The following is a 20,709-nucleotide window of genomic DNA, read 5'->3' on the forward strand; positions in this document are numbered from 1 at the left end:
GCCGAAACCGGTTCCTACACTCCATCCCGCCAAGCATCGATGCGACTCACGAAAGACCCCCTTATGGCCCTCATCAACTACATCACCCAGATCCAGATCGACTTCGGCGCGGTGAGCCTGATTGCGCAGGAATGCCAGCGCATCGGCATCCGACGGCCGCTGGTCGTCACCGACGCCGGCGTCGCGGCGGCCGGCATCCTCGACCGCGTCACTTCACTGCTCGACCCCGGCAGCTTCGTCGTGTTCGACGGCACGCCCTCCAACCCGACCGAGCGCGCCATGCGCCAGGCCGTGGCCCTGTATCGGGAGCATCGTTGCGATGGAGTCATCGCCGTGGGCGGCGGCTCGCCGATCGACCTGGCCAAGGGCGTCGCGGTCTGCGCGACGCACGAGGGTCCTTTGAAGTCGTTCGCCGCCATCGAAGGCGGCGCGGCGCGGATCACAGCGGCGACGGCCCCCGTCATCGCCGTACCCACCACCGCCGGCACCGGCAGCGAAGTGGGCCGCGGCGCCGTCCTGATCCTGGACGACGGCCGCAAAGTCGGTGTGCTCTCTCCTTACCTGGTGCCCCGGGTGGCGATCTGCGACCCGGAGCTGACTTTGGGCCTGCCGCCACTGCTGACGGCGGCGACGGGCATGGACGCCATCGCGCACTGCATGGAAACCTTCATGGCGCCCGCCTTCAATCCGCCGGCCGACGGCATCGCGCTGGACGGCCTGCGCCGGGCCTGGAAGCACATCGAAACCGCCACGGCGTCACCCGGCGACCGTGAGGCGCGGCTCAACATGATGAGCGCCTCGATGCAAGGCGCACTGGCCTTCCAGAAGGGACTGGGCTGTGTCCACAGCCTCAGCCATTCGCTGGGTGGCTTGAGCCCGCGGCTGCACCACGGAACGCTCAACGCCATCTTCTTGCCAGCGGTCATCCGCTTCAACGCGAGTGCGCCTTCCATCGTGCGCGAGGAGCGGCTGGAACGCATGGCACAAGCCATGGGCGTCCCGGGTGCCGCGGCCGTGGCGCCCGCGATTGCAGACATGAATCGCCGCCTGGGCCTGCCCGCCGGGCTGAGCGCGCTGGACGTGCCACGCGACCTGTTCCCCAAGATCATCGAAGGCGCCCTCGCCGATCACTGCCACAAGACCAATCCCCGGCTGGCCAGCGCGCAGGATTACGAGGACATGCTCGCCTCATCCATGTAAGACACCCATTCACCACAGGAGACAAAACCATGAACACGCATCTCAAACACGGCATCCTGGCGGCGCTGCTCGCGCTCGCAACGGGCTTTGCCACGGCCCAGGCGCCAGTGAAGCTTCGCTTCAGCCACACGGTGCCCGAGACCGACTCCCAGCACAAGGCGGCGCTTGAATTCAGCAAACGCGTGAAAGAACGCACGCAAGGTGGCGTGGAGATCCAGGTTTTCGCCAACAGCCAGCTCGGCAACGACGTGTCGCTGGTGACCGGCGTGCGCAGCGGCACCATCGACATCGGCGCGACCGGCAATCCCTTCGTGACGGGCCTGGCGCCGAAGCTCAATGCGCTCGATCTGCCCTACCAGTTCAACGATGCCCAGCACGCCTACCGGGTACTCGACGGCAACGTGGGCCGCACGCTGCTGGAGGAACTGTCAGCGCACCAGATCAAGGGTCTGGCATTTTGGGAAATCGGCTTCAGGAGCCTCAGCAACAACAAGCGCCCGATCAATGGCGCCGACGATATCAAGGGGCTGAAGATCCGGACGACGCCCAATCCCTCGCACCTGAAGGCCTTCCAGCTGCTTGGTGCCAATCCGCAGCCCATGCCTTTCGCCGAGGTCTTCGGCGCACTCGAATCCGGTGCGGTGGACGGCCAGGAGAACCCGCCAACCCTGCTGCTCTCCGCCAAAATGTACGAGGTCCAAAAGTACTTGTCACTCACGCGCCACGCCTATACCCCGCTGGTGGTGCTGATGAACAAGGCCAGGTTCGATTCGCTGAAGCCCGAATACCAGAAAGTCATGCTCGAAGAGGCTCTGGCGGCGGCCAGCTTCCAGCGCAAGCTGAACGCCGATACCGAGAAAGATGCCATCGCCCAGTTGCGCGCCAAGGGCATGCAGGTCAACGAGACTCCCGATCTGGCGAGCATCCGCAAAGTGGTGAAGGACGAAACGCGCAAGCTTTATGCCCAGAAGAACGGCGAGGCCGTCCTCACGGCCATCGATCAACAGCACTGAGCGTCGCGCCATGCATTCCCTTCCTCCTGCCATCGTCGATGCCCACCATCACCTGTGGCAGCTCGCAGATGGGCGTTATCCCTGGCTGCAGGAAGGCTACGACCCGGCGGCCTTCTTCCTGGGCGACTATTCAGCGATCAGGCAGGACTTCGGGCCGCGAGCCTACCGGCTGCGCACCGAAGGGCTTGCGATCAAGGCCACGGTACATGTCGAAGCGGAACGCCATCGCGCCGAGTCGCTGGCCGAAACGGCTTGGCTGCACAAGGTGAACGTCTCCCACGGCTTCCCCAACGCTGTGGTCGCGCACGTGGATTTTGGCGCGAGCGACGCGGACGAGCAAATGCGCGAACAGGCCGCCTGGCCGCTGGTGCGGGGCGTCCGCTGCAAGCCGGTGACTGCCAAACACCCTGGCATTTCTGTCCGCGAGGCGGGCGGATCGCTGCAGGATCCGGCCTGGCTGCGCGGGCTGGAGCTGCTTGTGAAGCACGGGCTGTCCTGGGATCTGCGGGTGCCGTACTGGCATCTGGAGGAAGCAGCCGAAGCCGCCGCCCAGTTCCCCGCACTCCCGATCGTGCTGGAGCACGCGGGCCTGCCCTGGGACCGCAGCCCAACCGGCCTGGATATGTGGCGCAAGGGAATGGAAGCGCTGGCCAAGTTGCCCAACGTTCACGTGAAGCTGTCCGAATTCGGGCTGCCCGGGGCCCCTTGGGACACACAGTCGAACGCAGCCGTGGTCCGCGAGACCGTGGCGACCTTCGGCTGGCAGCGCTGCATGTTCGCCAGCAACCTGCCCGTCTCGGGATTACGCGTTTCGATGGCCGAACTCGTGCGCACCGTCGGCCTGGGCCTTTCCGGCCTGGACGACAACGCGCAGCAGGCCGTCTGGGGCACCAATGCGATGCGCTTCTACCGCATCTAGAAATAAATACTGGAGACAAACCATGATGTCCCGCCTTGTCGCGCGCGGCGTCGACGCCCTGCTCATTGCCATGATTTCCGTCATGGTAGTACTGGTCTTCGGCAACGTCGTCCTGCGCTATGCCTTCAATTCAGGCATTGTCTTTTCGGAAGAAGCCTCGCGCTTCATCTTCATGTGGCTGACCCTCATCGGTGCCCTGGTTGTCATGAAGGACAACGCCCACCTGGGCATGACCACGATCGTCAGCCGCCTGGGTGAAACGGCGCAGCGCATCTGCCGCGGCATCTCGGACCTGGGCGCACTGGCGTGCTGCCTGCTGCTGGCCCACGGCGCCTGGAAGCTGGTGGTGCTGGGCATGGACGACGCGGCCCCGGTCACCGGCGTCCCTCTCGGCCTCGTGTACTCCTGCCTGCTGGTCGGCAGCGCCGGCATGGCCCTCATCCTGCTGCATTCGCTTTGGCGGTTGCTGAGCGGCGTGATGCCGCCCGGCGAACTGGTGCCCGAAGGCGGCGCCAGCGGCGAGTGAACCCAGGAGCATTGACATGACCATCGTCGTTTTCATCACCTCACTGCTGGGCGCCATGGCGTTCGGCATGCCCATCGCATTTTCCTTGCTGGTCTGCGGCGTGGCGCTGATGATCCATCTCGGCAACTTCGACACGCAGATCCTCGCGCAGACCATGCTCGAGGGCGTCAACAACTACCCGCTGATGGCGGTGCCATTTTTCATGCTGGCCGGCGAGCTGATGAATGCCGGCGGCCTGTCCAAGCGAATCGTCGCGGTGGCCGATGCCATGGTGGGCCATGTGCGCGGCGGTCTCGGCTACGTGGCCATCATCGCGGCCACCATCGTCGCCAGCATCTCGGGCTCGGCGGTCGCGGACACCGCTGCCGTGGCGGCGCTGCTCATTCCGATGATGCGCAACGCCGGCTACAACGTGCCACGCGCCGCGGGCCTGATCGCCGCGGGCGGGATCATTGCCCCGGTCATTCCGCCGTCAATCGCGATCGTCGTCTTCGGCGTGGTCGCGCAGGTCTCCATCACCAAGCTATTCCTGGCAGGTCTGTTCCCCGGCATCATGATGGCGCTGACCCTGACCGCGACCTGGTGGCTGTGCGCCCGCAAGGAGCCGAACGTGGCCGTGCGCCGGTTCGATGCCGGCGAGCTCGGCAAGGCGCTCATCGACGGAGTCTGGGCACTGATACTGCCGGTCGTGATCATCGGCGGAATGAAGATCGGCGCCTTCACGCCGACCGAGGCCGCCGTGGTCGCGGTGGTCTATGCGCTGGTCGTGGGCCGGTTCGTCTACGGCGAGCTCCGGGTGCGCCAGCTGCCTGACCTCGCCCTCAAGGCCATCAAGACCTCCAGCACCGTGCTGTTCCTGGTGGCGTGCGCGCTGGTGTCCGCCTGGCTCATCACCATCGCCAACATACCGGCACAGGTGGCCGAACTGCTCGATCCGTTCGTCGACAACAAGATCCTGCTGATGTTCGTCATCATGATCCTGGTCATCATCGTGGGCACCGCTCTCGACCTGATGCCCACGGTGCTGATCATGACGCCGATACTGATGCCGATCATCACCAAGGCCGGGATCGATCCCGTCTACTTCGGTGTGATGTTCATCATGAACAATGCCATCGGGCTGCTGACGCCGCCCGTAGGCACCGTGCTCAACGTCGTAGCGGGAACCGCCCGCTGCAGCCTGGACAGTGTCATCCGTGGCGTCTGGCCGTTCCTGCTGTCGCTGACCTTACTGATGTTCCTCTTCGTGCTGTTTCCGCAGCTCGTGATGGTGCCGGCGAGCTGGCTGCGCTAGCCGGGTGGCGGCCCCGGCGGCCGCCAAGCGCTGCTTCCATTGAAACGTAGTGTGTTGATTTTTTGCGCAGATACAGAGGCATACGCCTTCTGCGCAAACAGGCGGATTGTGGCCAAGAATCCGCCCATCCGCGAATCAACCCATCACGTTTCAACGGAAACACGCACACCATGAACATCCGATCCGGCGCACTTCTCCTTGCCGCGGCGATCGCCGCTTGCGTCGCGGCTATCACGATTGCCGCGACACCTCCGGTTGGTGGCGCCGCCCCTGCCGGCGAAGCGCGGCCGGCGCCGCAGTTCCGCGACATCGACAAATGGCTCAACTCCGAGCCTCTGGCAATGGACCAGCTGCGCGGGAAGGTCGTGCTCGTCGATTTCTGGACCTACACCTGCATCAATTGCCTGAACCACCTTCCGCACGTCAAGGACTGGCATGCGAAATACAAGGACAAGGGCCTCGTCGTCGTGGGCGTGCACACGCCGGAGTTCGCATTCGAAAAATCGACCGCGAACGTGCAAAAGGCCATCGAGCGGCTGCAGATCAAGCACGCCGTCGCGCAGGACAACAACTACGGCACCTGGCGGGCCTTCAACAACCACTATTGGCCCGCCGTCTACCTGATCGACAAGCAGGGGCGCATCGTGTACTCGCACTTTGGCGAGGGCAGTTACGGCGAGACCGAAAAAAGAATCCAGGCGCTGCTGGCGCAACCATCGTCCGCGGGCAGCTGACATGAAAAAGCTCTGGTTGGCCCTGCTCTTTTTCGCAGGCGGCATTGCGCACGAGGTCCGCAATCCGGCCAGCTGCCAATGCATCACGGCGCGCCAGACCGCGGAACCCAGGAAACGCGGCGGCGGCTAGCCCGCTAATTTTTTTCACCTCAACGTCAACAAGGAAACACCATGACCAAACTCGAAAAAGTCCTGTACACAGGCAAGACCCGCACCTCGGGCGGCCGCAACGGCACCGCGCGCAGCTCCGACGGCCGCCTGGACATCCAGCTGTCATCGCCCGGCACCGCAGGCACGGGCACCAATCCTGAGCAGCTGTTCGCCGCCGGCTGGTCTGCCTGCTTCATTGGCGCGATAGGCAAGGCGGCCCATCAAATGAAGGTCGCCCTTCCGGCTGACCTGGCCGTTGACGCCGAAGTCGACCTGGGCACAACCGACGGCGCCTACTTCCTGCAGGCTCGCCTGAACGTCAGCCTGCCGGGTCTGGATCGCGAAGTCGCCCGGACCCTGGTGAACGCCGCGCACCAGACCTGCCCTTATTCCAAGGCCACGCGCGGGAACATCGACGCCGTGATCAACCTCGTCTAGCCCACCTACTCACTTCGAATTAGAACTGTCATGTCCCCCGCATCTCCAGCGCCCACCCGGCGCAGCTTTTTGACCACTTCGGCAGCCGCCTTGAGTGTGGGCGCGTTCTCAGGCCCGGGCTTTGCCCAGAGCCTTGGCGCCGTTCCAACGGGAGGCAAGGCGATACGCCCCTTCCGCATCAACGTTGCGCAAGAGGCGCTCATCGACCTGCGCCGCCGCGTGCAGGCGACGCGATGGCCCGACCGGGAAACCGTCGCCGATCAATCCCAAGGCGTGCGCCTGGACAAAATCCAGGAACTCGTGCGCTACTGGGGGACAGGGTACGACTGGCGCAAGGCTGAAGCGAAGCTCAATGCCTTGCCCCAGTTCATCACCGAGATCGACGGGCTCGACATTCAATTCGTACACGTGCGCTCGCGCCATCCGGACGCCATGCCGCTGATCATGACCCACGGCTGGCCCGGTTCGATCTTCGAACTCCTGAAGGTCATCGGTCCCCTCACCGATCCCACCGCCCATGGCGGCCGGGCCGAAGACGCCTTCCATCTCGTTCTGCCTTCGCTGCCTGGCTATGGCTTCTCGGGAAAGCCGCAGGGCACTGGCTGGGGCCCCGAGCGCATCGCCCGCGCCTGGGCCGAGCTGATGACCCGCCTGGGCTACTCGCGCTACGTGTCGCAAGGCGGCGACTGGGGTGCCATCGTTACCGATGCCATGGCCCGTCAGGCGCCTCCCGGTTTGCTCGGGATTCACGTCAACAGGATCGAGCGGGCGACGACCGTCCCGCCCGAGGTTGCCAGAGCGCTGGCCGCCGGGGATCCTGCGCCTGCGGGCCTGAGCCCGGAGGAACGGGTGGTGTTCGGCGAGATCAGGGACTTCTTCAAGAATGGTTTCGGATACGCGTCGATCATGGCGACGCGTCCGCAAACCATCGGATACGGCCTGGCCGACTCGCCGGTGGCACTGGCGGCCTGGTTCTATGACAAGTTCGCCGACTGGGTGTTCACCCGCGGCGAACCGGAGCGATCACTCACGCGGGACGAGATGCTCGACGACATCACGCTCTACTGGCTCACGAATACCGGGACCTCGAGCGCGCGGATTTACTGGGAAAGCAGCGCCGGCGGCTACAAGCCTGCAGTTGTCTCGATTCCGGCGGCGGTGACGATTTTTCCCGGAGAGGTCTACAAGCCGCCAAAGAGCTGGGCGCAGCGGGCCTACCCGAACCTCATCTACTACAACCGCGTGGAGAAAGGCGGACACTTCGCCGCCTGGGAAGAGCCGCAGCTGTTCAGCGCCGAAGTGCGGGCCGCTTTTCGGTCGCTGCGTTGACGTCATCCTGCCAGGGCCCGCTGGACGAAGTCCAGGCGGTCCTGGCCCCAGAAGATCTCGCCATCGATGACGTAGCTGGGCGCTCCGAAGATTTGCGTTTCGATCGCCTTTCGCGTGTTCTGCTCGAACAGCGTCTGCACCTCCGGGCCCAGGGCCTGCTCGTTGCGCTCGGCAGGCAATCCGCACTCGCTGGCGAGCTGGGCCAGCACCGCGGCGTTGGAAATGTCCCGGTCCTGCGCCCAGACGGCCGCGAACACGGCGCCCGAGATTCGCATCGCGGCGTCCTGGCCGTCATGCAGGAAGACCGCCGTAATGAGCTTGGCGGCGAGGTCCGCCGGAACCGGAAAGAACTTCGGCCGAAGATTCATCGGAACGCCAAGATACTTGGAGAAGCGCTCGAGTTCGACCAGCCGATAGGCCTGCCGCTGCGCCGGCCTCTGGGCGAGAGGTACGCCGCCGGAGACCGCGAAGACCGCGTTGATGTCGACAGGCCGAACGTGGACGGTCGCGCCGGCGGCTTTGGTGATGGCGGTGAAGCGCTCGTGCCCAAGGTAAGTCCACGGGCTCAGCGGGGCGAAGTAGTAGTCGATGGTGCGGCTCAAGGGATTCTCCAGGCTATGGTGAGGAATGGGCAGCTGGCGAGTCTATTGGCCAAGCCCCTCTCGATTCGAACTTCACGAAACATAGTGTCGTACTCTGCCCTGCGGATACTTAGAAATACAAACCTCATGCACGTCGCAAGGCAGCGGGCTACAGTTCGACCATCATGATTCCAAAGACCTCCGATCACGTCCTCATCGTCGACGACGACCGGGAAATCCGCGAGCTGCTGAGCACCTACCTGGTCAAGAACGGCCTGCGCGTCGTCGCCGTGCCCACGGGCCGCCACATGCGCGCGGCCCTGGAGGAATCGGGCCCCTTCGACCTCATCATCCTGGATTTGATGCTGCCGGGCGAGGACGGGCTGACGCTCTGCCGCGATCTGCGCTCGGGTAAGTACAAAGCAATGCCCATCCTGATGCTGACGGCCCGCAGCGAGGAGGCCGACCGCATCCTCGGCCTGGAAATGGGCGCCGACGACTATCTGGCCAAGCCATTTGCCGCCAGGGAATTGCTGGCGCGGCTGCGCGCCGTGCTGCGGCGGACGAGGATGCTGCCTCCGAACATGCGGTTGACCGAAGCATCCCAAAAGCTGGCTTTCGGAGAGTGGCGGGTGGATACCACCGCGCGCCACCTGCTGGACGAAAGCGGCGTGATGGTGGCGCTCAGCGGTGCCGAATACCGCCTCTTGCGGGTGTTCCTCGACCATCCGCAGAAGGTACTGAGCCGCGACCAGTTGCTCAGCCTGACCCAGGGCCGGGAAGCGGAGCTCTTCGAGCGTTCGATCGACCTGCTCGTCAGCAGGCTGCGCCAGCGACTTGGCGACGATGCACGCGAGCCCCGCTACATCAAGACCGTGCGCAGCGAGGGCTACGTCTTCTCATCGACAGTCCACGCGCAGGATTGAGGCAATCATCGCCGGCCGTTGAACACGGAAAACTTCTTCTGGATCTGCGTTAGCAACCGGCTTGCGGCGACCGACAGCGGCCTCCCCCGCCGAACGATCAGCCTGACCTGCGCGCTCTTGCAAAGCGGGTGGGAAAGGTCGAGCGCCGTCAGGTGGCCCGCCTCGATTTCCGGGGCCGCGGCCAGGCCGGCGCCGATGAACGTCACGCCGTTGGTGGTTCTCACAAATCGCTTGAGGCCGACGACCGAGTTGCTGCGGAACGAGGCATGCAGCTTCACATGCTCCGCGTATTCCAGAAGTTCCACCAGGCGGCCGATGCCGTAACCGGGTGGCATGAGGGCCAAGGGGAACGGCGTGATCTGCCGTATATGGATAGGGCCGGCGATCTCGGTCAACGGATGCCCGGCCCGCACCAGGAGTTTGGCGGGCGCCGCGGCGCTGGCGACGAAGTCCAGCTGCGGATCGGACTGCGGGTTGTAGGCCAGGCCGATGTGCGCGGCATCTTCCGTGACTTCGCCAATCAGTTCGCTCACGGGCAGTGCATCGAGCATCACGGAAAGCTTGGGATGCGCCTCGCAGAAAGGCGCGACGACCTGCTCCAGCAAGCCGTCGATGAAACCCTCGCTGGCGACAATCCTCACGCTGCCCGCGTCCATCGATTCGATGGCGCGCAGCCGATCGGCGAGCTGCTCCTGGTGCGCCTGGCAGCCTTTCCAGTATTCGAGCACGTGGGATGCGGCATCGGTAGGCACGACGCCCCGCGCCTGCCGCTCGAACAGGACCAGTCCCAATTCCTCCTCCAGCAAAGCGACTTGCCGGGTAATGACCGACGGCGCCGTGTTGAGCGCATCCGCCGCCCCGCGGATCGAGCCGTGCACCAGGACTTCACGAAAGTACTTCAGCCGTTTCTGGTTGATCTCGCGCATGGTCCGTGCCTGATGAGCGTTGCTCACTGAGCAACGAAGTGGTTAAAAAATTGCTATTGGTCGAACGCATCGTACACCGAACAATTTGCTTGAACGCGACTCCCCGCGTCCCCAGCAACCGCCACTTGAAAGATGAGGATGACATGCGCAACATCACGAACCACCCCGCCATTCGCCTGATGGCAGGCTTTCTCCTCGCGGCGGTCACTGCCGGATCCGCCCTTGCGTCGGAGGCGTTTCCGTCCAAGCCGGTCACCATGCTGGTGGCATTTCCGCCCGGCGGCCCCGCCGACGTGCTGGCGCGCGCCATGCAACCGGCCATGGCAAGGGTGCTGGGCCAGCCGCTCGTCATCGAGAACCTGCCCGGCGCCCTGGGCGTGCTGGCGGTGCAGCGGCTCATGAGCCGGCCGGCCGATGGCTACACGCTCATCATGGGCTCGCCCAACGAAGCGATCTTCGCGCCGCTGGCCAACGCCTCGGCGAAATACAAGGCGGAAGACCTCGCGCTGATCGCCCCGATTTCGACACATCCGCTGGTGGTGATGGCCCGGCCCGACCTGCCCTACACCAGCCTGGAGCAGCTCATCGCCGCCAGCAAGAAGCCCGGCAGCCAGAGCCTGACCTTCGGCAGCCCCGGCCATGGATCGATGTACCACATCGTTTCCGAATACATGGCGCAGACCACCGGCGCCAAGCTGCTCCATGTGCCCTACAAGGGAGCCGCGCCGATGATGCAGGACCTGGCCGGCAAGTCGATCGACATCACCATCCTGCCGAATCTCGGGGGCTCGATCCAGCTCATCGAGAGCGGCAAGATCAAGGCGATCAACGTGCTGGACACCCAGCGCATGCGCACGCTCCCGGATGTGCCCGCCATCTCCGAGGCCGGCATCCAGCAGAAGGCCGAGCTCGTGCATTCCATCTGGCTGGCCGTGATGGCCAAGGCCGGCATTCCGGCCGACCGTGCGCGGGTGCTGCTCGAGGCGTCGCAACAGGCCATCCAATCTCCTGAGGTTGCCAGGGCGCTGGAGTTGTCCGGCACCCATCCGCTGAAACCGCAATCATTGGCAACTTCCGCGAAGTTCTATGCCGATGAGACAGCCAAGCTGGAAAAGATGGCACGCTCCATCAAGCTGACCGCCCAATGATCAACCACGTTTGCAAGAAAGCTCTCCCGTGAACATCCTCGTCGCCGGTTTCCAGCATGAGACCAACACCTTCGCCCCCACCATGGCCACCTACGAGAGCTTCGTGCGCGGCGAAGACTTTCCCGGCCTCGTGCGCGGCGAAGCCATTTTGGGGCTGCTGAACGTCAATCTTCCGATCAGCGGCTTCATCCATGCGGTGCGCGAGCAGGGTCACACCGTGACGCCCGTCATTTGGGCGGGTGCCGGGGCCTCGGCCCACGTCACGACCGACGCCTACGAACGCATCGCCGGTGAGATCGTGCAAGCCGTGAAAACGGCTTCGTTCGATGCCATCTACCTGGACCTGCACGGCGCCATGGTCACGCAGCACCTGGACGACGGCGAAGGCGAACTGCTGGCACGCATCCGCGCGCTGGTGGGCAATGAGATGAAGATCGTGGTTTCGCTCGATCTGCACGGCAACGTCACCGAAAAGATGCTCGCGCTGGCGGACGGGCTGGTCGCCTATCGCACCTATCCCCACGTCGACATGGCGGATACGGGCCGCAGGGCGGGCGAGCTCCTGATGACCTTGATGAGCACGGAAGCGCCGGTGCACTTGGTTGCACGGCGCCTGCCCTTCCTCATACCGGTGAACAGCATGTCCACTGTGATGGAGCCTGCGCAAGGCATCTATGAGCTGCTGGAAGAACTGGAAGCCGAAGGCGTGCTCTCCCTCTCTTTCGCCCCGGGCTTTCCGGCGGCCGATTTTGCGGAATGCGGGCCCGTGATCTGGGGCTATGGTTTCGACAAGGCGCGGATCGAGCGGGTGGTCGACACCTTGTTCTCGGGCGCATGCCATCCTGAAGAGCAGTGGTCAGTGCAGTTCGAGCAGCCCGACGCAGCAGTGCAAAGGGCCATCAGCATTGCGCAAACGGCATCTCGGCCAGTGATCATTGCCGATACGCAGGACAACCCCGGTGTGGGCGGCGACTCGAACACCACGGGCCTACTACGAGCGCTGCTGAAATACGGCGCAAAAGATGCGGCCATCGGCCTGATCTGCGACCCTGCTGCGGCCGCGGCAGCGCATAAGGCGGGCGTCGGCGGGCGAATCGACATCGCATTGGGTGGATGCCCCCAGGTGGAAGGTGACGCGCCACTGAGTGCCTCGTACCAAGTTGAGGCGCTTTCCGATGGCAAGTTCATCTTCGGCGGCCCGATGATGAACGGAAAGGAGGCCGACCTGGGGCCGATGGCGTGCCTCCGGATCGACGGCGTGCGCATCGCGGTGAGCTCCGCCAAGGCCCAGCTGCTGGACCGCAACATGTACCGCACGGTCGGCATCCATCCCGAGCAAATGAAGATCCTGGTGAACAAGAGCTCGGTTCATTTCCGCGCGGACTTCGCCGCAATCGCCGAGGAGATCCTGGTGGCGCGGTCGCCCGGCCCCTTCATCGCCGATCCGGCCGACCTGCCCTGGCGGCACCTGCGCCAGGGCATGCGGACCAAGCCGAACGGCGCGGCGTTCTCCCGCGATGTTCCGGCCTTCAGCGACGTGTAGACGCAAGAACCCAGACGGCATCGGCAAAAGCCTGCGGTGCCTCCTGCGGAACGTTATGCCCCGCGTTCACGATCTGGTGCGACCGCGGGCCGCTGAACTTCGCGGCATAGGACTTTCCATCGGTGGCCGGCACGACGCCGTCCGAGTCGCCATCCATGGTGATCGTAGGCACGGTGATCACCGGCAGCGTGGCGAGCCGCTTCTCATACGCCTCGTACTGCGGAAAGCCCGGTGCCAGGCTCAGGCGCCAGCGGTAGTTGTGGATCACGATCGTCACGTAGTCCGGGTTGTCGAAGGACGCAGCGGTGCGCTCGAAGGTGGCCTCGTCGAAATTCCACTTCGGCGAATTCGTCTTCCACAGGATTCTGGCGATGTCGCGCCGGTTCGCCTCCAGGCCCAGGCGTCCACGCTCGGTGGCGAAGTAGTACTGGTACCACCAGCCATGTTCGGCCTTCGCCGGAAGCGGGAGCTTGTTGCCCGGCAGGTTGGTCATGATGTAGCCGTTCACCGAAAGCAGCCCCAGGCAGCGCTCCGGCCAGAGCGCCGCGATGATGCAGGCCGTGCGGGCACCCCAGTCGTAGCCCACCATCACGGCGCGGTCGATCCCGAGCGCGTCGAGCAAGGCGATCTGATCGAGGGCCACCGCCGCCTGCTGGGCGGAGCGGGGGTTCGCGCTGTCCAGGAAACGCGTGCTGCCGTGGCCGCGCAGGTGCGGCACGATCACGCGACAACCTCGGGCGGCGAGCAGCGGCGCCACCTCGGCATAGCTGTGGACGTCGTACGGGTAGCCATGCAGCAGCAGCACCGGAGTGCCGTCGACGGGTCCGGTTTCGTAGTAACCGACATCCAGCTCTCCCGCACGGATCTGCCTGATCGGCTCGAATTTGCGCGGCACGGGCGAGGAGCCTGCATGAGCGGTACTCATGAGTGCGAGCTCTGCGACCGCGAAGCTGGCGGCTGCGCTACCCAGAAAATTCCTGCGCTGGCGATTGACTTCTTCGGACATCTGCGTTTCCTTGTGTGGAGTGGAGGATCTGTCGCTCCATTGGATTCACGGCATGTATCGCAGCTGTGTCACGCACCGGGCGGTCTTGTATTGCCCTGTGCATCAGCCGCACCAGATACACAGGCGTACAAAACCAGCACCGCCACGTAATGTTTCATGTCGCCTTCCGATACCCAACACACTGCAATACAAGCCGGCGGCGTTTCGGGTGAACACGGGTCTATAACCATGACCATGCCCATGCCAGAAAACCCCCCTTCCCAAGGCTTGCGCCGGCTGATGCCGCGCTCCCTGTTCGCCCGCGTGACCCTGATCATCGTCGTGGGGTTGGCGATTGCCCAGCTGCTGACTTTCGCGGCCGTCCGCTATGAGCGCGGCATCGCTATGCGCGAGCTGATGATGATGGGAATCGAGCGCGACATCGCCAGCTCGGTCGCCATCCTCGACCGGCTGCCTGCCGAGGAGCGAGACGGCTGGCTGGGCCGCCTGGAGCGGCGCAACTACCGTTTTCTTCTAGGCGGCAGTGTCACGGGTGCGGAACCGGAATCGCCGCTTTTGCGGCAGTTCACCGCGGCCATCACCAACGCATTGAGTCCGTTCGAGGTCATCAAGGTGGCGCAGACCAGCGAGCCGCGCGAGAGCATACGCATCCAGGTCCGGCTGACGGACGGGACTACGGCGATCGTCGACGCAAGGCCCGTGGGCATGCCGGTCTCCACCTGGGTCATGTGGGCGCTGCTGGTCCAGCTGGCGGTGCTGGCCGTCTGCGCCTGGTATGCGGTCCGCTTGGTCACGCGACCCCTGGCGCAGCTCGCCGCGGCGGCCGACGATCTGGGGCCCGACCTGAAGGGCCGGGAACTTGCCGAAGAAGGCCCCAGCGAGGTGGCGCACGCCGCGCGGGCGTTCAACGCAATGCAGCGGAGGATTGCCGGCTACATGGCCGAACGCGTGGAAATCCTGGCAGCCATCTCGCACGATCTCCAGACCCCGATCACCCGGATGCGGCTGCGCACCGATCTGATGGACAGCGGGGCGGACCAGGTGAAGTTCCGGCAAGACCTCGACGCCATGAATGTGCTGGTGCGTGAAGGCGTCACCTACGCGCGCACGCTGCACGGCACGACGGAAGCACCCTGTCGCATCGACGCCGACGCGCTGCTCGAAAGCATGGTTTCCGACTACGAGGACTCAGGCCAGCAAGTGCTGCTGGAGGGGCGGATCGGTGCGCCGATCGTCACGCGCCCGAATGCGCTGCGCCGGATTCTCATGAACCTGATCGACAACGCCTTGAAGTTCGGGAGCGACGTGCGCGTGCGGGTGCAGCTGGAAGCGGATCGGCTTGTGATCGCCGTGATCGACAGCGGCCCGGGCATTCCGCCCGACCAACTCGAAACCGTGCTCAAACCCTTCGTGCGGCTGGAGAGTTCCCGCAATCGAAGCACCGGAGGCACTGGCCTGGGGCTGGCCATCGCACATCAACTCGCCACGGCGATGGGCGCGGAGCTGAAGTTGCAGAACCGCGATGAAGGCGGGCTGGAAGCCCGTCTCACCATGACCACCTTGGATTGAAAATCATGCTCATCCTGATAGTTGCCTACCTCGGCGGCGTGCTCACCATCCTGAGCCCCTGCATCCTGCCCGTGCTTCCGTTCGTGTTCGCGCGCGCCGACCGCCCCTTCCGGTCGCACGGCCTGCCCATGCTGCTGGGAATGACGGTTGCCTTTGCCGCCATCGCCACGCTGGCCGCCGTGGGCGGCGGCTGGGTGATCGCGGTCAACCAGTACGGGCGCTACGCGGCAATCGCCCTGCTCGCGATGTTCGGCGTGACGCTACTGTTTCCCGCCGCCGCCGACCGCATGACGAGGCCTTTGGTCGCCCTCGGCATCCGGCTGTCCGAACCGCGGGCCGATGGGACGACTGTGCCGGCTTCGATTTTTTCCCCCCTCCTTCTGGGCGTCGGCACCGGCCTGCTCTGGGCACCCTGCGCGGGCCCGATCCTCGGATTGATCCTGACGAGCGCGGCACTCAACGGCGCCAGCATCGGTACCTCGCTGCTGTTGCTGGCCTACGCCGCCGGCGCTGGCACCTCCCTGGCAGCCGCACTGCTTTTCGGCGGACGCCTGGCTTTCGTCATGAAAGGCTCGCTGCCGTCGGGCGAATGGATACGGCGTGGCGCCGGCGCTGCGGTGCTGGTTGGCGTAGGCGCCATCGCGTTGGGCCTGGACACCCAAGTGCTCAGCCGCATCACGTTCGACACCACGTCGCGGTTGGAGAAGGTGCTGGTCGACCAGGTCGGCGCTGGAACGCCGCAGTTGCCGCGCGCCAGCTCGGGCGGCCGCCTCGAACAGCCTGGCTTGGCGTTGACGGCAGCTGCCGGCGGCGAACCGGCGCCGGCGCGAAAACTGGGAGTCGAGGGACTCTTTCCTTCGCTGGCCGGCGCGACCGAATGGATCAACTCCGTCCCACTGACCCCCGAAAGCCTGCGCGGCAAGGTCGTGCTCGTAGACTTCTGGACTTATTCCTGCATCAACTGCCTGCGCACGTTGCCGTACCTCAAGGCGTGGGAAGAGAAGTACAAGGATGCAGGCCTCGTGGTCATCGGCGTGCACACGCCCGAGTTTGCGTTCGAGAAGCAGTCTTCCAACGTGCACAGGGCCACCAAGGATCTGGGCATCGGTTTCCCGGTCGCCATCGATAACGATTTCGCGGTCTGGCGTGCATTCAGGAACCAGGCCTGGCCGGCGTTCTACTTCATCGATGCGCAAGGGCGGATACGCCATCACCAGTTCGGGGAAGACCAGTATGCGGAGGCGGAACAAGTCATCCAGCAACTGCTGGCCGAGGCGGGCCACACCGGCATTCCGCGCAGCCTGGTTTCGCCGCAGGGCCAGGGCATCCAGGCAGCGCCAGCGCCCTCGCCTGCCCTGTCGCAAGAAACCTACCTGGGCTGGGAGCGCACGCGCGGCTTCGCGTCACCGGGCGGCATCGCCAGCGATCGCGCGAACGCTTACCGGACTGCGGATTCGCTGCGGGCCAACCAATGGGCATTGGCCGGGCACTGGACCGTAGAGCGCGAACGCGCGGTGCTGGGCCAGCCGGGCGGGCGCATCGCCTATCGCTTTCATGCGCGCGACCTGCACCTGGTGCTTGGCCCGACCGCCGACGGGAAGCCCGTGCGCTTCAAGGTGCTCATCGACGGCAAGCCGCCGCTGTCGGACCACGGTTCGGATACCGATGCCCAAGGCAACGGCACGATCGACGCACAGCGGCTCTATCAACTGGTCCGTCAAAAGACGAACCTCAAGGATCGCCTGTTCGAAATCGAGTTCCTCGATCCCGGCGCGCAGGCCTACGCATTTACCTTCGGCTGACCGGCTCTTCGTGTACTGCAGTGTTTCTGGCGGCGCTTCGAGTACATGAGATTGCCAATTGCCACTGCGGACGAAACATCGCAGATACGAGGGCGGAACTGGCCGAGGCCATCCGCACGCGTGACATCGTTGCTTCGGGCGAGTCCTCGGAAAAGCTGAACGAGCTGTATCCCCGGCGCTACCGCTCGGTGACGCTGACGGCCGCGCCGCAGGATTCGAATCCCGCACCCGCCCATTGACCCGCTGACACCTAGGTGGCCACGAAAGTGGATAGTCGCCTGTCTCTGCAGCACGCTGCGGTCCGTTACGACAGCGGCCTCTATCCGAAGAGGTAGTTCGCTACTCGTCTGCGTATGGATGCGCGGCCCGCGCAGGTCTGTGACGATCGCCTCCAAACAACGCGAGGAGACGAACGATGCTTAAGGATGATGCGGGCGATGGCGAGCTGCTGCGCCAGCTGGAGCGCCGGATGGCGAATGGGGAGATCGGACGGCGCGGCTTCCTCCGGCTGGCCGGTGCGCTCGGCGTGCAGGCCGCGCTGGCGGTCACCCTGGCCGACCGTGTCGCGGCCGCCTCCATCAACCCGCCCGCGCGCGGCATCGCCGCGGGCTACGACTACATCGTGGTGGGTGCCGGGTCGGCCGGCAGCGTGGTGGCAAGCCGCCTCGCCGAAGACCCGGCGCGGCGCGTGCTGCTGGTGGAAGCCGGCAGCGGCAACATCGAGCGGCCCACTCTGTCCAGCCCCTTTTCCTGGCCGGCCAACCTGGGGTCGGACGTGGACTGGTGCTACAAGACCGTGCCGCAGGCGCATGCGCAAAACCGTGTTTTCAACTATCCGCGCGGCAAGGTGGTGGGAGGCTCCAGCAGCATCAACGCCATGATCTGGGTCTGGGGCCATGCCTCCGATTTCGATAACTGGGAAAAGGCGGGTTGCACGGGCTGGGGCTTCGACCAGGTCAAGACCGTGTTCCAGAAGATCGAAACCTGCGGGCGCAAGGCACCCGCGGGCACTCGCGGCACGCAAGGCCCGATGCACGTGGGCCCGATGGCGGTTTCCAGCCCCATGAACGAAGCTTTCCTCGAGGCCTGCAAGCGACAGGGCCTGGGCGTCGTGCCGGACATCAACGCGCCGCTGCAGGAAGGCACCGGCCTCATGGACCTGAGCGTGCGCGACGGCAAGCGATTCAGTGTCGTCCATGGCTACCTGCTGCCCGGCCTGAAGCGGGACAACCTGACGCTGGTCACGGATGCCCGCGTGGACAAGCTGCTGTTCGAGGGAACGCGCTGCGTCGGCGTGCGTCTGGTCATCAACGGCCAGGTTCGCGACGTGCGCGCCGAGCAGGAAACCATTGTCTCGGCCGGCGCGATCGACTCTCCGCGCCTGCTGATGCTCTCCGGCATCGGCCCCGCCGCGGACTTGCGTTCCGTCGGCATCGCGCCGCTGGTAGACCTTCCAGGGGTCGGCCAGAACCTGCAGGATCACGTCGCACTTCCCAGCTTCGTCGCGGAGACCTGGGAAAAGGGAGTCCCCGGGAGCAGGCTAGACACGCACGCGTTCTTCCGCACGGACTCGTCGAGTCCGGTGATCGACGCCCAAGCCCTGTTCATTCCAGGCGTCCTTCCCCCGTCCACACTGAAGCGCGACGAAGGCTATACGCTTTGGGCCGGCCTCGTGCGCCCCCGCAGCCGCGGTCGGGTGAAGCTGCTGTCGGGCGAGCCGGGCGGACCGCTTCACATCGACCCTGCGTACCTCTCGGACCCCACCGACCTGCGGGCCCTGATGCAGGCGGCGCAGTGGTGCCGCGACATCGGCAACAGCGCGGCGCTCGCGTCAGTGCGCAAGCGAGTGCACTTCCAGCCGCCGGCGACGCGCGGCGAACTGGCCGAGTTCGTCAGCCGCAGCATCGATAGCTATTGGCATCCCACCAGCACCTGTGCAATGGGCGTGGGAGAACTCGCGGTGGTGAGCCCGTCGCTGCAGGTAAGGGGCGTCAGCCAGCTACGGGTCGCTGACGCTTCGATCATGCCTTCAATCACCAGCGCGAACACCAACGCCCCATCGATCATGATCGGCGAGAAGGCGGCGCAGAACCTGATCGGAGCTTGACCATGGACAGCCTCGACCTGCGGGTACTGGCCCAGGGGCGCGAATGGCTCACCGCAGGTCACTCGGCCTGGCTCGTGACCGTCGTTGAAGCCTGGGGCTCGGCGCCGCGGCCGCCCGGCGCGCTGCTTTGCCTGCGCCACGATGGCCTGGTGGCCGGCTCCGTGTCCGGTGGCTGCGTGGAGGATGACCTCATCCACCGCGTGCGCCACGGCAACCTCGCCGCCGCTCCCCAAATGCTGACCTATGGCGTAACCAAGGAGGAGGCGGCGCGCTTCGGGCTGCCCTGCGGCGGCACGCTGCGCCTGCTCCAGGAACCGCTGGTGGACGCTGCCTGGATCGACGACGTGCTGGCGGCGACCGCGCGGCACGAGCTTGTGGCAAGGGTGCTGGAAGTCGGCACGGGGCGCAGCCGCATCGAGCCCGCATCGCGCGGCGAACTCTTCAGCTTCGACGGCGCGACGCTGCGCGCCATGTTCGGCCCGCGCTGGCGCTTGCTTCTCATCGGTGCCGGACAGCTCTCGCAAGGCCTGGCCGAAATGGCGCTGGCGCTCGACTTCGACGTCACTTGCTGCGACCCGCGTGAGGAATATCACTTGGCCTGGGACGTGAAGGGCACGCATTTCAACAGGGGCATGCCGGACGACGTGGTGCTCGAGATGGACCTCGATCCGCACAGCGCCGTGGTCGCGCTGACGCACGACCGGAAGCTAGACGATATGGCCCTGATCGAGGCGCTGAAGTCGCCGGCCTTCTACGTCGGCGCGCTGGGCTCGCGCATCAACACGGCGGCGCGCAAGGAGCGGATGGCCCTGTTCGACCTGGCGACGCACGAAATCGCGCGCCTGCACGGGCCGGTCGGGCTCGACCTCGGCAGCCGGACGCCGGCCGAGATCGCCGTCTCCGTCATCGCGGAGATCGTCGCCGTGCGCAACGGCGTGCCTCTCTTGCAGAAGAAGCCCGCCTTGCCCGCGGTAACCGCAATTCCGATCAACCCACAAGCCCAGGAGGCCCAGACCCCATGACACAGCAACTGAGAATCAACGGCACAACGCGTCCGGTGGACGTCGATGCCGACACGCCCATCCTCTGGGTTCTGCGGGACGTCATGGGAATGACCGGCACCAAATTCGGCTGCGGCCTCGGCCTGTGCGGCGCCTGCACGGTCCACGTGGACGGCAAGGCGACGCGCTCGTGCATCACACCCGTCCAGGCCGTCGGCAACGCCTCGATCAACACCATCGAGGCGCTGGCGAACTCCAGCGTCGGCAAGGCCTTGCAGCGGGCCTGGACGGAGCTGGAGGTTCCGCAATGCGGCTACTGCCAGTCCGGGCAGCTGATGTCGGCGGCGGCGCTGCTCGCCACCAACCGATCTCCCAGCGACCGCGATATCGACGCAGCGATGGCCGGTAACGTCTGCCGTTGCGGCACGTACCACCGCATCCGCGATGGCATCAAACAGGCAGCCCGCGCCCTGGGCGGCACTTCCCGGAAGGCTTGA

Annotated in this window: 21 protein-coding genes; 18 read left to right on the forward strand and 3 right to left on the reverse strand. The window is 65.3% G+C overall.

Translation table 11 applies throughout. The annotated features are described in order from the left end of the window. Nucleotides 1-63 precede the first annotated feature (63 nt). From HNE04_RS17405 to HNE04_RS17440, 9 genes are all read left to right on the forward strand, one after another. Nucleotides 64-1,200 carry an iron-containing alcohol dehydrogenase gene (locus tag HNE04_RS17405; RefSeq protein ID WP_172221785.1) on the forward strand — a complete coding sequence of 379 codons (1,137 nt, stop codon included), beginning with the start codon at nt 64-66 and terminating at the stop codon, nt 1,198-1,200. Nucleotides 1,201-1,229: 29 nt separating this feature from the next. After that, nucleotides 1,230-2,213 carry a TRAP transporter substrate-binding protein gene (locus HNE04_RS17410; protein WP_172221788.1) on the forward strand — a complete coding sequence of 328 codons (984 nt, stop codon included), beginning with the start codon at nt 1,230-1,232 and terminating at the stop codon, nt 2,211-2,213. Nucleotides 2,214-2,223: 10 nt separating this feature from the next. Next, nucleotides 2,224-3,132, forward strand: coding sequence for an amidohydrolase family protein (locus HNE04_RS17415; protein WP_172221791.1), 909 nt, complete (start codon nt 2,224-2,226; stop codon nt 3,130-3,132). 22 nt (nt 3,133-3,154) lie between these two features. Beyond that, nucleotides 3,155-3,658 carry a TRAP transporter small permease gene (locus tag HNE04_RS17420; RefSeq protein ID WP_235965104.1) on the forward strand — a complete coding sequence of 168 codons (504 nt, stop codon included), beginning with the start codon at nt 3,155-3,157 and terminating at the stop codon, nt 3,656-3,658. 16 nt (nt 3,659-3,674) lie between these two features. Continuing rightward, the gene (locus HNE04_RS17425; RefSeq protein WP_172221794.1) at nt 3,675-4,952 is read left to right on the forward strand and encodes a TRAP transporter large permease; all 1,278 of its coding nucleotides are present in this window, start codon (nt 3,675-3,677) and stop codon (nt 4,950-4,952) included. A 170-nt stretch (nt 4,953-5,122) separates the two neighbouring features. Beyond that, nucleotides 5,123-5,686, forward strand: coding sequence for a thioredoxin family protein (locus tag HNE04_RS17430; protein WP_172221797.1), 564 nt, complete (start codon nt 5,123-5,125; stop codon nt 5,684-5,686). A 1-nt stretch (nt 5,687) separates the two neighbouring features. Further along, the gene (locus HNE04_RS28320) at nt 5,688-5,816 is read left to right on the forward strand and encodes a hypothetical protein (protein WP_268904911.1); all 129 of its coding nucleotides are present in this window, start codon (nt 5,688-5,690) and stop codon (nt 5,814-5,816) included. 41 nt (nt 5,817-5,857) lie between these two features. Next, nucleotides 5,858-6,274 (forward strand): organic hydroperoxide resistance protein, encoded by a 417-nt coding sequence (locus HNE04_RS17435; RefSeq protein WP_172221800.1) that lies wholly within the window; start codon nt 5,858-5,860, stop codon nt 6,272-6,274. 30 nt (nt 6,275-6,304) lie between these two features. Then, complete coding sequence (locus HNE04_RS17440; RefSeq protein WP_172221803.1) at nt 6,305-7,603, forward strand: epoxide hydrolase family protein; 1,299 nt, start codon at nt 6,305-6,307, stop codon at nt 7,601-7,603. A 2-nt stretch (nt 7,604-7,605) separates the two neighbouring features. On the opposite strand, the gene HNE04_RS17445 is transcribed toward HNE04_RS17440, so the two are convergent. Further along, complete coding sequence (locus HNE04_RS17445) at nt 7,606-8,205, reverse strand: 2-hydroxychromene-2-carboxylate isomerase (protein WP_172221806.1); 600 nt, start codon at nt 8,203-8,205, stop codon at nt 7,606-7,608. 164 nt (nt 8,206-8,369) lie between these two features. On the opposite strand from HNE04_RS17445, the gene HNE04_RS17450 reads away from it, so the two are divergent. After that, nucleotides 8,370-9,110, forward strand: a complete 741-nt coding sequence (locus HNE04_RS17450; protein ID WP_172221809.1) for a response regulator — start codon at nt 8,370-8,372, stop codon at nt 9,108-9,110. 5 nt (nt 9,111-9,115) lie between these two features. Here the strand turns inward: HNE04_RS17450 and HNE04_RS17455 are convergent, their stop codons facing one another. Beyond that, a complete protein-coding gene (locus tag HNE04_RS17455; protein ID WP_172221812.1) occupies nt 9,116-10,036 on the reverse strand; it encodes a LysR substrate-binding domain-containing protein in 921 nt (306 codons plus the stop codon). Nucleotides 10,037-10,179: 143 nt separating this feature from the next. On the opposite strand from HNE04_RS17455, the gene HNE04_RS17460 reads away from it, so the two are divergent. Both HNE04_RS17460 and HNE04_RS17465 read left to right on the forward strand, forming a co-directional pair. Then, nucleotides 10,180-11,184: a tripartite tricarboxylate transporter substrate binding protein gene (locus HNE04_RS17460; protein WP_172221815.1), complete on the forward strand. Its 1,005-nt coding sequence runs from the start codon at nt 10,180-10,182 to the stop codon at nt 11,182-11,184. 28 nt (nt 11,185-11,212) lie between these two features. Beyond that, the gene (locus HNE04_RS17465; RefSeq protein WP_172221818.1) at nt 11,213-12,727 is read left to right on the forward strand and encodes a M81 family metallopeptidase; all 1,515 of its coding nucleotides are present in this window, start codon (nt 11,213-11,215) and stop codon (nt 12,725-12,727) included. Here the strand turns inward: HNE04_RS17465 and HNE04_RS17470 are convergent. Then, complete coding sequence (locus HNE04_RS17470) at nt 12,714-13,733, reverse strand: alpha/beta fold hydrolase (protein ID WP_172221821.1); 1,020 nt, start codon at nt 13,731-13,733, stop codon at nt 12,714-12,716. The genes HNE04_RS17465 and HNE04_RS17470 overlap by 14 nt on opposite strands. Before the next feature lie 234 nt (nt 13,734-13,967). Between HNE04_RS17470 and HNE04_RS17475 the strand changes: the two genes are divergently transcribed. The 6 genes from HNE04_RS17475 (at nt 13,968) to HNE04_RS17500 (ending at nt 20,709) form a co-directional block, all read left to right on the forward strand. Further along, nucleotides 13,968-15,302, forward strand: coding sequence for an ATP-binding protein (locus tag HNE04_RS17475; RefSeq protein ID WP_172221824.1), 1,335 nt, complete (start codon nt 13,968-13,970; stop codon nt 15,300-15,302). 5 nt (nt 15,303-15,307) lie between these two features. Then, complete coding sequence (locus HNE04_RS17480) at nt 15,308-17,104, forward strand: cytochrome c biogenesis protein DipZ (protein ID WP_172221827.1); 1,797 nt, start codon at nt 15,308-15,310, stop codon at nt 17,102-17,104. A gap of 20 nt (nt 17,105-17,124) precedes the next feature. Beyond that, the gene (locus HNE04_RS28110; RefSeq protein ID WP_235965107.1) at nt 17,125-17,343 is read left to right on the forward strand and encodes a hypothetical protein; all 219 of its coding nucleotides are present in this window, start codon (nt 17,125-17,127) and stop codon (nt 17,341-17,343) included. Between the two features lie 176 nt (nt 17,344-17,519). After that, complete coding sequence (locus HNE04_RS17490; protein ID WP_172221830.1) at nt 17,520-19,211, forward strand: GMC family oxidoreductase; 1,692 nt, start codon at nt 17,520-17,522, stop codon at nt 19,209-19,211. A gap of 2 nt (nt 19,212-19,213) precedes the next feature. Next, on the forward strand, nt 19,214-20,233 hold the full coding sequence (locus tag HNE04_RS17495; RefSeq protein ID WP_172221833.1) for an XdhC family protein: 1,020 nt from the start codon (nt 19,214-19,216) through the stop codon (nt 20,231-20,233). After that, complete coding sequence (locus HNE04_RS17500) at nt 20,230-20,709, forward strand: (2Fe-2S)-binding protein (protein WP_172221838.1); 480 nt, start codon at nt 20,230-20,232, stop codon at nt 20,707-20,709. The genes HNE04_RS17495 and HNE04_RS17500 overlap by 4 nt, the downstream gene beginning before the upstream one ends.

This window comes from Caenimonas soli (assembly GCF_013155545.1).
Lineage (GTDB): Bacteria > Pseudomonadota > Gammaproteobacteria > Burkholderiales > Burkholderiaceae_C > Ramlibacter > Ramlibacter soli.